The organism is Salinibacterium sp. M195 (assembly GCF_019443965.1).
Classification (GTDB): domain Bacteria; phylum Actinomycetota; class Actinomycetes; order Actinomycetales; family Microbacteriaceae; genus Rhodoglobus.
This window is the reverse complement of record NZ_CP040814.1, coordinates 867323-880668: the sequence shown is the minus strand read 5'-3', so window position 1 is coordinate 880668 and position 13346 is coordinate 867323. Positions and strand designations below refer to the sequence as shown.

Here is a 13346-nt window from a genome sequence, read left to right as displayed (position 1 = left end):
CTCCGTGAGCGCACAAGCACCACCTACGGCGTCGCTACTTCAAAGGTGTTGCATGCGCTCGGTCCGCCGTTGAGCCCGGTCGTGAACCACTGTTGACGCTTGTCGCTCGAGCCGTGCGTCCACGTCTCAGGAGTGACTTGACCCTGCGTCGACTCCTGGATGCGGTCGTCGCCGATAGCGGATGCCGCATTCAGAGCATCCGCAATTTGGGCATCCGTCACGGGGTCGAGAAAGACCACCCCATCATCGTCGGTGATAGTGGATGCCGCGCCCACCCAGGCCCCCGCAAAGCAGTCCGCTTGCAGCTCAAGTCGCACCGAATCTGAGGAGGGTCCCGTGGCTTGGCGGTCGATTCCATCCATGATTCCGGTGGAATTCTGGATGTGGTGAGCCCACTCGTGCGCAATGACATACATCTCGGCCAGCGGCCCACCCGTCGAACCAAATCGAGTGCGCAGATCGTCGTAGAAAGCAGTGTCGACGTAGATTGTCTCGTCGGGAGGGCAATAGAACGGACCGCTCGCGCTCGTCGCACCGCCGCATCCCGTGCTGATCTGACTAGTGAAGAGAACGACCTCCGTTGTGCGGTACCCCTCGACCTGACTTGCCCAGTAGGTATCGAGAGAATCTGCTGCCCCCGCAATTCGGCAATCGGTGCTGTTATTGGCGGCTTCAGACGTGGTGCACTCCGAGAGCGCTTGATCCTGTTGCTGCTCACCGCCCGCCGAGCCGCCGCCGGCAAGCCCCGTCAGGTCGATGCCCAATAATTGGGAGGCGATGAAGAGGCCAATAACAAGCAAGGTGCTGCCACCGCCGATGGCAATACCCTTGCCGCGCCCGCGTCGCGAAACTTTGTCTGGGTTGATGCGCGCATTGTCGTTGAACGTCATGGTGAGAATTTACTACGCGCTGCCGCGACCAGGGCCGTGACCACTCAGATATCCTTGGGGCATGACTTTCATCTCCGTAATTACCGTTCTGGGCAAGGCAGTGCTCGTCGTAATGGGCGCGATCGTTGCCCTCACCGGCATCATCTTGCTCGTGAATCTGGCCGCCCCGAGCTTGCTCGGCGGTTTCACCCACTAAACACTGCTCGTCCACGGACGCGCTTGCTGAGCACCACCCATCTTTCAGCGATTCTTCGGTCAACTCCGCCACAGGAGTTCTAGGCTAAAGCCCAACCGAAGGAGAACGTGATGCGCGAATCCAGAGATGTAGTCCGCCAGATCACTGTCGCTGCGAGCGCGACCTTTGCCCTCATTGGGGCATTCGTAGGTTCGGGTGCTGCCGGGGGAACTCCGATCCAGGATGCCGCGGGCGGCGCGCTCAGCGCAGACGCCACCGTCATCGCTCCCGCAGGCTCGGCTTTCGGCATCTGGAGCGTCATCTACTTCGGCCTCGTCGCCTACGCTGTCTGGCAAATGTTGCCCAAGCAGAGCAGCGCAGAACTGCACCGCCGCGTTGGCTACTGGATCGCGGCCTCCCTCGTGTTGAACGCAGCGTGGATTCTCTCCATCCAATACGGCCTGCTCACCCTCAGCGTTCCCGTGATCATCCTTTTGCTTGCGGTGCTCATTCGGGCGTACCTGATTACGGTGAAGATCCCCGCCGCTGGCGCAATCGATGCGATTGTCACTGACGGAACCGTCGGCCTTTATCTGGGCTGGGTTTGTGTTGCGACTGCAGCCAACATCACCGCCTGGCTGAATGCCAGTGGTTTCGCTGGCTTCGGCATCCCCGAAGATGTGTGGGGTGTGACCATCGTGTTCGTCGCCGGAGCTGTTGGCATCGCGCTTGCCGCCCGTGGCCGCGCTCACTTTTCGCCGGCGCTCTCGCTGAGCTGGGGTCTCGCCTGGGTAGCCGTCGGTCGCCTCAGTGGCGACCTCATCTCGCAACCTACCGCCGTTGCCGCCATCGTTGCTGTCGTCGCGGTGCTCGCCAGCGCCGCCGCCTTCACTATCGGCAGACTTCGCTCCGAACAGACCTCCTAGTGAACGACGCCCGCGCCTCACGCAAACGCTGGTTGGGCCTCCTCTTCATCAGCATTGCCGTCGCGCTCATCATCGTTGACTCCACCATTGTCAACGTCGCGATCCCCTCCGTCGTCGAAGAACTTGATCTCAATTCGACTCAGGTTCAGTGGGTGCAAGAGAGCTACACCCTCGTCTTCGCAGCTCTGTTACTCGTGTTCGGCACGCTTGCTGATCGCTACGGCCGCCGGCGCGTTCTCCTCATCGGCGTCGCGATTTTTGCGCTCTCCTCCATCCTTGCTGCGACCGCCGCCACCGGTGAACTACTGATTGCCTCCCGTCTGGTGCAAGGCATCGGTGGCGCGATGATCCTGCCGGCTTCCCTCTCCACCATCAATGCCACCTTCCGTGGCCGAGAACGCGCTATCGCCTTCGCCGTCTGGGGTTCCACCATCGGAGGAATGGCCGCGGTCGGGCCCCTGCTCGGCGGCTGGCTCACCACGTATTACTCGTGGCGCTGGGCTTTCGGCATCAACGTTCCCCTCGGCGTGATCATCGTCATCGGCATCCTGATTTTCACGATCGAGTCTCGCGAAGCATCCGCTCAGAGACGAGTGGATGTCGTCGGCGCCGCCCTCTCGGTCGTTCTGTTCGCGTCGCTCGTTTTCGCCCTCATCGAGGGCCGCAGTTACGGCTGGTTCCTCAGCGACACCCCGCCAGACTTGTGGACCTGGAACGTGTCGCCCATCCCCTTCGCTTTCGCCCTCGCCGTGGTCTCGGGCATCGCCTTTGTGCGTTGGGGCTTTGCCCGCGAGCGCGCTGGAAAATCAACGATGCTCGCGTTTGGACTGCTGCGAATTGCGTCATTCCGCAACGGAAATATCGCCGCGATGATCGTCTCTCTCGGCGAGTTCGGCATCATCCTCTCACTACCGCTGTGGCTACAAAATGTGCTCGGCTACGACGCCCTGCAGACGGGTTTCGTCATCCTTGCGCTTGCCATCGGTTCGTTCGTCGCGAGCGGATTCGCCGGAGCGTTCGGTAACAAGGTCACCCCTGTCACGATCGTGCGCGTCGGCATCGGCGCCGAAATTGTCGGCGTGCTCATCGTCGCGTTCGGCCTGAGTCCGGATGCCGCCTGGTGGCACATCGCGCCTGGCCTCTTTGTCTACGGCTTCGGTGTCGGCCTCGCGACAGCCCAGCTGACGAGCGTTGTACTGAAGGATGTTCCCCTCAGCCAATCCGGTCAGGGCTCGGGAACCCAGAGCACCGCTCGCCAGATCGGTTCAGCCCTCGGCATCGCGATTCTCGGAACCGTGCTCTTCGCAAGCCTCGGCACTGGCCTCGACGCCAAGCTCGCCGAACGTGGTGAGATTCCGGCCACCGCGCGCACCCAGATCGTCGACCTCGTCGTTGACTCTGCGGGCACCGGCATCAGCGCTCTCGATGCGAAATCTCCGGATGCCGCAGCCGACGCCCGCCAAGCCTTCACTGACTCGACACGGTATTCCGCCTTCGCCGCTGCCGGTTTTCTGGCGATCGGATTCCTCGCCAGCCTCCGCCTCGACGGCGCACGTCGTGGCGACGATGACACCGAAGGCGCGGAGGGCGTGGAGGGCGCGGCTAGCGGCGCTTCTTCTTCTTGAGATCCTTTTCGTGAACGGGCTCTTCGCCTGAGGCGCGGCGTCCGGCGTAGTAGTCGCGAGCTTCGTTCTGGCGAACGGCCTCAGCGCCCGAGGCGATCGGTGCCCGTACGAGCTCGTCGGTGAGACCGAATGCCGCGACGAGGTCGAGAGCCTGCGGACGCAAGCGGGGCAGCAGGCGGTCATCGATGTAGTCGGTGATGGCCTGAGCGCGGTTCGTGGAAATGCGACCGTGCATGAGGTACCACGCGAGGTTTTTCTCGATCAGGGTGAAGCCGAAGAGATCGCGTAGCCAGGTCATGACCTTGGCGGTGTCCTTGTCTTCGATCTTTTCGAGGGCCCGAGTGAACGCTTCCCACTGCAGCAGTTCAGCATGCGCGTAGGCGGTCATGATGAGCTGGTTCTGGTGGCTGTTGAAGAGAGCGGCAGCCTCAGCCTGCGGAAGCTTACTGGCTGAACGCAGCTTGCCAGCGACATCCGCGACCATCGTTTCGACACGATCCGTCAGAAGCTGACGTTGCGAGTCTGTGTCGCGCACATAGCCGATCGAACGGGCGGTTGAACCGAAGTCCACCACGTTCTGCGCGAAGCGGCGTAGACCGGTGCGGTGCACGGCAGCGTCACTGACCTGATCGGCAACGTACTGAGCCATCGCCCCAACATCCGCTCCTGCAAACTTGCGCGAGTAGTCGGTGAGCAGACGCTTGGCAACAAGCTGCAGAAGCACGTTGTTGTCACCCTCGAAGGTGACATAGACGTCCATGTCGGCACGCATTTGCGTGAGTCGGTTTTCGGCCATAAAGCCAGAACCGCCACACGCTTCACGGGCCTCCTGCAGAGTGTCGAGCGCAGCCCACGTGCTGAGTGGCTTGAGGGCAGCCGCAATGGTTTCGAGGTCTTGACGATCAGCCTCGCTATCGGTGCGACCCGAGAACACGCCATCGAACTTGTCGAGGAATTCCTCGTGCGCAAACGACATGGCGTAGGTCTGAGCCAGTCGCGGCAGCAGTCGACGCTGGTGACGCTGGTAGTCCAGAATCACTTCTTCGTTTGTGTTGCTGGATGCCGTGAATTGTCGGCGCTCCGAACCGTACTTGATGGCAATAGTGAGGGCTAGCTTGCTCGCGAGCACTGCGGCACCATCGAGCGATACGCGGCCCTGAACGAGCGTGCCGAGCATCGTGAAGAAGCGACGACCTGGGCTGTCGATCTCCGAGCTGTAGTCACCGTTCTCATCGACGTTTCCGTAGCGGTTGAGCAGGTTGACGCGGGGCACGCGCACGTGGTCGAAAGCCAGTCGACCGTTATCGATGCCGTTCAGGCCACCCTTGAGGCCGTCATCTTCGCCCGAAATGCCGGGCAGGAAACCGTTGTCGTCGCGCAGCGGAACGTAGAACGCGTGCACTCCGTGGTTGACGTCCTTGGTAATGAGCTGAGCGAAAACTGTCGCCGCTTTGCCGTGAAGCGCGGCATTGCCCAGGTAGTCCTTCCACGCCGCACGGAACGGAGTATTGATGACGAACTCGTCGGCGTCTGGATCGTACGTCGCGGTCGTGGCGATGCTCGCGACATCCGAGCCGTGGCCGATCTCGGTCATGGCGAACGCGCCCGGCGTCGTCAAGTTCATGATGTCTGGCAGCCACTTGTCGTGGTGTTCTTTCGTGCCGAGGTGCAGCACTGCGGCACCGAAGAGGCCCCACTGAACGCCAGACTTGATCTGCAGCGACGGGTCGGCGAGCACAACTTCTTCGAAGGCTGCGATATTTCCACCGTGGTCGTCGCCGCCGCCGAGCTCACTCGGGAATGCGCGCTGAATGGCACCGTTGTCGACAAGGATCGACATCTGGCTCAATACACGCTCACGATGGTCGGCCATCGAGAGCCCATTGACCTGGTGCAATTCCGGATTTGTCATGAGCGCGCGCGACTCTTTGCGTGCTTTCGCCCACTTGCCGAGCAGGTACTCGCCCAACCATTCGACGTTGATGGCGGGAGCCTCGGGAGTGGCGGCGGCAGAAGTCGTGGTGGCGTCGTCTGGCGCGGCGGCGGGAGTGCTCGTCGCCGCTTCGGTCGCCGGGTTGTGAACCTGGGTCATGGCTATCTCGATTCCTAAAAGTTCGGTAATCACACGCTACGACTGGTCGGTGCGGGTGCAAAGTGGGTCGTGCACCGTCAACGAAGCGGATGCCGCGCTGCGGCATCCCTTTGTGAGAAACGGCAAAACAGCCGCCGTTGCGTTGTGGGAAGTATTGCGCTGCTGAGCGCGCAAGGCCCGGGAATCTTTGTTCAGGTGCCGTTGTTGGCCTCCGTGAAAGGATGTAACTATGTCGACTATCACTCTCACCTCAGAAGACTTTGGCCAGACGGTCACTAAAGAAGGAATCACGCTCGTAGACTTTTGGGCTGAATGGTGCGGCCCCTGTAAGCAGTTCGGGCCCATCTTTGAAACCGCAAGCGAAACCCACACCGACATCACGTTCGGCAAGGTAGACACCGAGGCACAGCAAGAACTTGCTGGTGCTGCAGGAATCACGTCTATCCCCACGCTCATGGCATTCCGTGACGGCGTGCTCGTGTTCTCCCAGCCCGGCGCACTCCCCGCCCCTGCCCTTGAGCAGGTTATCGAGGGCGTCAAGAACCTCGACATGGCTGAGGTTCACAAGCAGGTTGCTGAGCAGCAGGCCGCGGCTGAAGCCGGCGAAACGCCGACTGAGCACTCCCACTAATCAGTAAATAACACTGCAAACCGCAAAGGCCCCGCTGACGTATTCGTCAGCGGGGCCTTTTCTGTTTCGCGTGGCGTCACGCGCATCGCAGTCTGTTGCGGTTACTTCAGCGCCCCAGCAATCGCCTCCACGAAACTGTCGATGCCCCAGGGCAGCGAGAGTGCCGTGGGAGGCGAGACGGAAGCGACAAGTGAGGCACCGTTGACGGCAACGAGCCCGCCGTTGGCTACAGCCGGAATGCTTTGGGCATAAGGCTGCGCGGCGAACGTGTCGCCTACTTCTTGCGTCTCGGCATAGGCGATCAGCAGATCGCTGTCGAGTTCATCGAGCTTCTCGTAGCTCAGGGTGTAGAAGAACGTGGAGTCACCATTGGAGAGGGCGTCGACGGCGGGGGCGTTCTCGAGCCCGAGGTCGAGCAAGAATTCGACCCGCGGGTCAGCGGGCTTGTAGACGTAAAAGGTTCCGCCGACGTCGAAGGTCGCAGCAACGGTCTTGCCTTCGAACTCAGGATGCTCTGCCGCCTTCTCGGCGACGAGAGCGTCGATGTCGGTGAGTACGTCATCCGCGGCAGCAGTCTTGCCCAGTGCGGTGCCCGTGATGCTGATCACGTCACGCCACGGGGTGCTCCACGGAAGGTCGGGGTAGGCCACGACGGGCGCGATCTCGCTGAGGAGGTCGTACTGCTCTTCAGTGATTCCCGAGTACGTCGCGAGGATCAGATCAGGGGCGGCTTCGGCGATCTGCTCATAGGCGGGAGCGTCCGTAGTCGCGGGGAAGATGACGGGAGCATCGCCACCGAGCTCGGCGAGAGCATCCGCAGCCCACGGCAGAACGCCATTGTCGTCGCCACCATAGTTTTGCGCTTCCATACCGACGGGCACCACGCCGAGCGCGAGCACGGCGTCGCCGCTGCCCCAACCCAGAGTGAGCACACGCTGCGGCTCGCTCTCAATGACGGTCTCGCCAAAGGCGTGCTCGATCGTGACCGGGAAAGCGTCGGATGCTGCGGGTGCTTCGGTGTCGCCGTCGGGCGTCGAGGCGGCGCAACCACTGAGCGCGATGAGGGCAGCGGTGGTCGCAGCGAAGGCGGCAAGGCGGGGACGGCGTGACATTGATCTCCTAGACAGAACGCGAAATGAAAACACTCGTGCAGCCGTTTCCGGCACACAGTAAGGATAGGCTTACCTTACTGAATTGCGCAAGCGGCTAGCGTCGACCGAGGGGAATGACCATCGGCGAATGCGCCACCGGGTCGGCGATGATCTGAGCCTCAAGACCGAAGGCTTCACGCATCCGTTCGGCCGTAACGACCTCGACGGGAGTGCCCTCGGCGATGATCTGGCCCTCGCCCATGAGGATCATGTGGTCGGCATAGCGAGCGGCTAGGTTGAGTTCGTGCAGCACCATCACGATGGTGGTTCCCCGCTCGCGGTTGAGATCAGCGAGTACGTCTAGCGCGTCCAGCTGGTGGCGCACATCCAAGAACGTGGTTGGCTCGTCGAGAAGCAGAATGTCGGGATCCTGGCTCAACGCCATCGCAATCCATACTCGCTGGCGCTGCCCGCCCGAGAGCTCCTCAATGCGCCGCGATGCCAACTGGGCCGTATCGGTTGCGGTCAGCGCCTGCTCGACCGCCGCCTCATCCGCTGCTGTCCAGTGTTGGAACCAGCCCTGATGTGGGTAGCGCCCGCGAGCCACGAGGTCGCGAACCGTGATGCCCTCAGGCGCAATCGGGGACTGCGGCAGGATGCCCACAACCTGCGCAACCTCTTTCGATGGCATTGCGTGGATGTCGCGCCCATCGAGCATCACGTGACCTGAGGCTGGTCGCAGCAATCGTGACAGTCCGCGCAGCAGTGTCGACTTGCCACAGGCATTTGCGCCAACAATCACGGTCACCTTGCCGTCGGGAATCGCGACACTCAAGTTCGAGACAATATCGCGACCGCCGTAGTTGAGAGTCACGTTGTCGGCGCGCAGGTCGTGCGCTTTCCTCTGGGGCGAGGTCGCCTGGGGCACGGGGCCTCGGGGGGCTGGGGTTCGGGGCGCGTCAGTCTGGTTCACGATGCACGTCCTTCGCGGTTGGTGGTGGAGATGAGCCACAGCAGGTAGGGGGCGCCCACTATGCCGGTGACAATTCCCGTGGGCACTTGGGTTCCGGTGGTCAGGAGATGTTGGGCGATAAAGTCCGCACCGAGCACGAGCACGATCGCGACAAGCGCGCTAGGCACGAGAGCGAGCCCTCCCCCGCCGATCAGGCGCCGGGCGATCGGGGCGGAGACGAATGCCACAAACGCGATCGGGCCCACGAGTGCCGTTGCGATGGCCACGAGGGCCACGGCGACCACGATGAGGGCGAGCCGGGAACGCTGCACCGAGACGCCGAGGCCAGCGGCGAGATCATCGCCGAGCTGAAGCATCCGCAACTTCGATGCCAACACCGCCACGGCGGGAAGCAACACGGCAAGACTGACGGCCATGATGAGGATGTCGCCCCAACTGGCACCGCCAAGCCCACCGACCATCCAGACTAGGGCTTGCTGCGCGTCTCGCACATCGCCGCGAGTGATGAGATAACCGAGCACAGCTTGCGCCATGAAGGCTATACCGACACCGATCAGCACGAAGCGCATACCGTTCATGCCGGAGCGCCACGACAGCAGGTAGATCGTGAACGCGACGGCAAGGGCACCGACGAGAGCAGACATCGAGACGGCGAGGCCGGTCGCTCCAAAGACGAGCAAACTGAGCACGGCCGCGACACTGGCACCACCGCTGATGCCGATGATGTCGGGGCTCGCAAGCGCGTTGCGCAACAGGCTTTGGAAGAGGGCGCCGGCGAGGCCGAACGCGACGGCGACGAGCACCCCGAGAACAACGCGCGGCAGCCGCAACTTGACGACGATGAACCGGTCAGAGGAGGTGCCGCCACCGAAGAGTGTCGCGAGCAGATCGGGCAGCGTGAGCGTATATGCCCCCACGGCAATACTGACGAGGGCGAGAGCCACAGCGACGACGACGAGCCCGATGATGATGCGCAAAGTACGGGCCGACGACGGGCTTCGGGAGGCTCGGCTGGTGCTCACGGTTGTGCCCCGCACGGCGCTCACAGTCCGGCCAACTTCACTCGGCGCACGAGAGCAATCATTACCGGGGCGCCAATGACGGCGACGACGAGGCCCGCCTCGAGTTCAGACGGCGCGACGATAAGACGGCCAACGATGTCGGCGATCAATAGCAGGCTCGGGCCCACGATCGCGGAGACGACGATGATCCAGCGATAGTCGGGGCCCGTAAATGGACGCACGATATGAGGCACGACGAGACCGACGAAGACGATGGGGCCGGCGAGCGCGGTGGCAGATCCGCAGAGTAGAACGACGGCTCCGGCAGCGACCGCACGAGCAACATAAACCCGCTGACCGAGGCCGCGAGCGAGGTCATCTCCGAGGGCGACGAGGTTGAGCATCCGCCCCGAAATTGCGGCAAGGATGAGGCCGCCGATCACGAAGGAAATGGTGAGCCGCACCGCTTCGAGGTCGCGGCTGGCGAGGGACCCGACCGACCAGAACCGGAAGGTATTGAGGGTGTCGGTGTCAGAAATGAGTACGAGCGAGATCACCGAGGTGATGCCAGCGGTGACGGCGGTTCCCGCGAGTACGAGTTTGACCGGGGTGGCACCCTCGCGGCCCAGGGAGCCAATCGCATAGACGATACTGGCGGCCGCAGCCGCTCCGGCGAAGGCGAACCAGATGTAGCCGGTGGGGTTCGTGATCGAGAGCACGCTGATCGCGAAGACGACAGCGAGCGAGGCACCGGCGTTGACGCCGAGGAGCCCTGGATCGGCAAGCGGGTTGCGCGTGACACCCTGCATGACGGTACCAGCCACGCCGAGCGAGAGGCCCGCAAGCAGGCCGACGATAGTGCGCGGCAACCGCAGTTCCCGAATAACGAGCTGGTCGTTGTTGCCCTCCTCGGGGTCGAAGAGCGCTTGCCAGATTTGCGAAAATTCCACACCGCGCGCACCGAGCGCGAGACTCAACACGAGCACAATTGCGAGCAAACCGAGGGCTGAGCCGAGAGCGATCCAGCGCTGGGTGCGGAGGCTCAGTCGTGCGCGCGAAGCTGGGGCGGTCTGGGTCATGGGCGGGTGTGGCGGTGGGGTTACTGTGCTTCGGACTTGCCGAGACGCCAGTACCCCATGAACGCAACCTGCTTGCGGTCGACGCCGGTCTCGCTCACGAGAAAACGGCGCAGCAGCTTGATCACGCCGGCCTCGGCAGCGAGCCAAGCGTAGAAGTGTGTTCCGGATGCTTCGCCCGGCGAATCCCAAAGGAGATCGGTATCCACGTCGATATCGCCAAGTGGTTGCGCGGCCGGCGCGAGTGCGGGCAACACGAGTGACGCATTGGCCAGCGTCCACGCCCGAACGGCGGGGTCGAGCGCTGAGCCTGCGGGCTGCGTTCCGCGCGGGAGCCACGTGACGTGGCAATTGCTCGTGAGGTTGAGGGGCGGCTGGTCTGCGGCATCCGGAATCTCAATAAAGGCGTGAGCCTGAACGCTGGGGTCAAGGCGTTCGAGGATGCTGCAGATGGCGGGCGCGGATGTCTCGTCACCGGCAAGAAGCACAGTGCGGGCGGGGCCGGGGTGCCAGTCAATGCCGATGCCGGATTGGATGCTTGCGGCGTCTGGCCCGACGATGATGACTTCGTCGCCGACTGTTGCGTTCGCGAGCCACTGCCCTGCCGGACCATTGGCGCCATGAAAAACCATGTCGACGTCGAGCTCGCGGAGCTCGGGTCGCACGGCGCGAATCGTGTAGGTGCGGAACGGGTTGCGGGCCTCATCAGGCAACGCACGCCAGCGGGCATACCAAGTGCCATTAGCAATGGTCTTCGGATCGTTCGCGCCGATGTCGCTCAGGCCGATGCCCGGCAGAGGAAAAACGATCTTGATTCGCTGGTCGAAACCGTCAGTGCCGAAGGTTTCGAACTCAGCGCCCGTGAAGGTGACGCGCTGGAAGTGAGGCGAGAGTTCGCGGATGCTTTCCACGCGAGCAGCGAACGGTCGATAGCCCGGGCGGGCGTCCTTCGCGATCTCGCGCTCTAAGGTAAGCATTGCCTAAGTATGGCATACCTAACCTCATCCCAGAAGGGGCGTTTTTCTAGGTATTCCCGCCCCGTTGCGAGCTAGTTGATGATTCTGCCGCACGCTGCGGGCCAGCGCTCAGCTTGGCTTCGCGACGCTTCTGGAGCCGACGATCGCGCTTGCTTCGAGAGAGCGGAAACTTAGCGTCTAAGTGTGGATCCAGATAGAGCCGCTGGAGTGCAATAAGAATGAGCAGCCCACCAGCCCAATAGGCCGGGATGATCACCGAGCCAAGCTGACCACCCGTTGCGCCCAGTAGCGTGACCACCACGCCAACGCCGACGAAGAGGAACAGCCATCCCCCACGGAACCTATCGCGGGCGGCCTGCTGGTCGCTCACTCGTGATTCGAACGAGTCAACGCGGCCGTTGAGCTCATCGCTCTCAATCGTCGCGAAGAGATCTCGAACAGGAACCCCTAATGCGTCCGCGACGAGCGACAGGGTTTCGAGGCTCGCGTCACTTCCCGCCTCAAGCCGCTGGATGGTTCGAGTCCCAACGCCACACTCGTCGGCGAGTTTTTCCTGGGTCCAGCCGCGCTCTCGGCGGAGGGCGACTATGCGTGTTTCGTTCATGTGACCAATACTCCACGACCTAATGGATGCTGGCTACGCCACTCTCCCGCCAGTCTCGCGCCACTGGCACGCCATCCGCCCGCCAGCCGTGCCTTAGCGGACCCACGCCTAGGCGACGCCCTGACGCGCGTGCACAAGGATCGGCCAGCAACGGGACTCACTTGTATTGCGTAACGATGCAACTGTATTGTTTTACAGTACAAGATTGGGCACAATAGTACGGGCCCGCTCAGGTCGGAACTTTTAGTGGAGGAAGCTACCTCATGGACTTGTCAGCACCGATGGCATCGCTACTCAACAACTTGGATGCGGTTGCGCTGCGCGTCGTCGCCCGCGCCGGCTCAGCGCTCAGCGGCCGCCAGATCGCGCGCCTCGCCGGGACCGGCACCCCGGCGAACATTAGATTGTCACTGCTCCGCCTCGTCGATATTGGACTTGTTTCTTCAGTTCCCACGCCTCACGCCACCCTGTATTCCGCGAACCGGTTGCACATCTTGTGGCCAGCAATAGAAATTGCGATGAATGCCCGAACGGAATTGATTCAGAGGATCCGGACCTTGGCAAGCTCGAGTGCTCCGAAAGCTACAGCCGTCGCTCTCTATGGGTCCGTTGCACGAGGTGATTCGACTGCGACTAGCGATGTCGATTTGTTAGTGATCTTTTCTGACGTCGTAAGCCTTGATGATCGGGATACCTTCGTCACCGAACTCCGGAACAACGTGCAGTTGTGGACCGGGAACGACGCCCAGATTTACGACCTGACAACATCAGCGTTAGAGAAACAACGCGAAGATCGCGACCCCATGATTGCGAGCTGGAACACAGACGGAATGGTTATCTTCGGTGCGCCGAATCTGGAGATACGAAAGGCACAGTGAGCGCAAGAATTAGCCAGATGACGGCGGGGGAAGTGCGAGCGCGCGCAGAGCACGCCCGAGACTCCCTTCTCACCGCACAGCTTCGATTCGAACCGCGGGGCCCGATGGCATCCAACAACACAACCGGGCTCAACGCTGTTAACGCTGGCATTGCCGCCGCGGACGCGATCTGCGGCGCGAAGCTCGGCTACCGCCCCAATGGGCAAGATCACAAACAGGCCGTCGCCATCCTCGCCCAAGCGCTGCCTGACAAGAAAACAGCCGCGAGAGACCTCGGTCGACTGCTAGAGACTAAAACTCTCACCTCGTATGGAACCAGCCACATCACGGGGACGAAGGCAAGCGAACTACTCAGGTACGCGAGCAGGCTTGTTGAGGAGATGGAATCCGCCCTTACTCGCTAATAG

15 protein-coding genes are annotated in these 13346 nt (G+C 62.2%); 7 read left to right on the top strand and 8 right to left on the bottom strand.

What is annotated here, in order from left to right; genetic code table 11:
* Positions 1 to 23: 23 nt before the first annotated feature.
* Positions 24 to 890, bottom strand: a complete 867-nt coding sequence (locus FFT87_RS04170) for a neutral zinc metallopeptidase (protein ID WP_219950105.1) — start codon at positions 888 to 890, stop codon at positions 24 to 26.
* 61 nt (positions 891 to 951) lie between these two features.
* Here FFT87_RS04170 and FFT87_RS14520 point away from each other — a divergent pair, with 61 nt between their 5' ends.
* From FFT87_RS14520 to FFT87_RS04160, 3 genes are all read left to right on the top strand, one after another.
* Complete coding sequence (locus FFT87_RS14520; RefSeq protein ID WP_255560050.1) at positions 952 to 1086, top strand: hypothetical protein; 135 nt, start codon at positions 952 to 954, stop codon at positions 1084 to 1086.
* A gap of 110 nt (positions 1087 to 1196) precedes the next feature.
* On the top strand, positions 1197 to 1991 hold the full coding sequence (locus FFT87_RS04165; RefSeq protein ID WP_219950104.1) for a TspO/MBR family protein: 795 nt from the start codon (positions 1197 to 1199) through the stop codon (positions 1989 to 1991).
* Positions 1991 to 3616 carry a DHA2 family efflux MFS transporter permease subunit gene (locus FFT87_RS04160; RefSeq protein ID WP_219950103.1) on the top strand — a complete coding sequence of 542 codons (1626 nt, stop codon included), beginning with the start codon at positions 1991 to 1993 and terminating at the stop codon, positions 3614 to 3616. The genes FFT87_RS04165 and FFT87_RS04160 overlap by 1 nt, the downstream gene beginning before the upstream one ends.
* Here the strand turns inward: FFT87_RS04160 and FFT87_RS04155 are convergent.
* Positions 3594 to 5708 (bottom strand): acyl-CoA dehydrogenase, encoded by a 2115-nt coding sequence (locus FFT87_RS04155; RefSeq protein WP_219950102.1) that lies wholly within the window; start codon positions 5706 to 5708, stop codon positions 3594 to 3596. The two genes, FFT87_RS04160 and FFT87_RS04155, sit on opposite strands and share 23 nt — an antisense overlap.
* Here FFT87_RS04155 and FFT87_RS04150 point away from each other — a divergent pair.
* Together FFT87_RS04150 and trxA are read left to right on the top strand one after the other, a co-directional pair.
* Positions 5707 to 5874, top strand: a complete 168-nt coding sequence (locus FFT87_RS04150; protein ID WP_219950101.1) for a hypothetical protein — start codon at positions 5707 to 5709, stop codon at positions 5872 to 5874. The two genes, FFT87_RS04155 and FFT87_RS04150, sit on opposite strands and share 2 nt — an antisense overlap.
* Before the next feature lie 63 nt (positions 5875 to 5937).
* The gene (gene trxA, locus FFT87_RS04145) at positions 5938 to 6339 is read left to right on the top strand and encodes a thioredoxin (RefSeq protein ID WP_219950100.1); all 402 of its coding nucleotides are present in this window, start codon (positions 5938 to 5940) and stop codon (positions 6337 to 6339) included.
* 101 nt (positions 6340 to 6440) lie between these two features.
* Here the strand turns inward: trxA and FFT87_RS04140 are convergent, their stop codons facing one another.
* From FFT87_RS04140 to FFT87_RS04115, 6 genes are all read right to left on the bottom strand, one after another.
* Positions 6441 to 7451: an iron-siderophore ABC transporter substrate-binding protein gene (locus FFT87_RS04140; protein ID WP_219950099.1), complete on the bottom strand. Its 1011-nt coding sequence runs from the start codon at positions 7449 to 7451 to the stop codon at positions 6441 to 6443.
* A 94-nt stretch (positions 7452 to 7545) separates the two neighbouring features.
* Positions 7546 to 8358: an ABC transporter ATP-binding protein gene (locus FFT87_RS04135; RefSeq protein WP_370628578.1), complete on the bottom strand. Its 813-nt coding sequence runs from the start codon at positions 8356 to 8358 to the stop codon at positions 7546 to 7548.
* Positions 8359 to 8399: 41 nt separating this feature from the next.
* Entirely contained in the window at positions 8400 to 9425 is a 1026-nt protein-coding gene (locus tag FFT87_RS04130; RefSeq protein ID WP_255560048.1) for an iron chelate uptake ABC transporter family permease subunit, read from the bottom strand.
* Positions 9426 to 9445: 20 nt separating this feature from the next.
* Positions 9446 to 10483 (bottom strand): iron ABC transporter permease, encoded by a 1038-nt coding sequence (locus FFT87_RS04125; RefSeq protein ID WP_219950097.1) that lies wholly within the window; start codon positions 10481 to 10483, stop codon positions 9446 to 9448.
* A 20-nt stretch (positions 10484 to 10503) separates the two neighbouring features.
* A complete protein-coding gene (locus FFT87_RS04120; RefSeq protein WP_219950096.1) occupies positions 10504 to 11457 on the bottom strand; it encodes a siderophore-interacting protein in 954 nt (317 codons plus the stop codon).
* A gap of 46 nt (positions 11458 to 11503) precedes the next feature.
* Positions 11504 to 12061, bottom strand: coding sequence for a helix-turn-helix domain-containing protein (locus FFT87_RS04115; protein WP_219950095.1), 558 nt, complete (start codon positions 12059 to 12061; stop codon positions 11504 to 11506).
* Between the two features lie 263 nt (positions 12062 to 12324).
* Here FFT87_RS04115 and FFT87_RS04110 point away from each other — a divergent pair, with 263 nt between their 5' ends.
* Positions 12325 to 12939, top strand: a complete 615-nt coding sequence (locus tag FFT87_RS04110; RefSeq protein ID WP_219950094.1) for a nucleotidyltransferase family protein — start codon at positions 12325 to 12327, stop codon at positions 12937 to 12939.
* Positions 12936 to 13343, top strand: coding sequence for a hypothetical protein (locus tag FFT87_RS04105; RefSeq protein ID WP_219950093.1), 408 nt, complete (start codon positions 12936 to 12938; stop codon positions 13341 to 13343). Before FFT87_RS04110 ends, FFT87_RS04105 begins: the two co-directional genes overlap by 4 nt.
* Positions 13344 to 13346 lie beyond the last annotated feature (3 nt).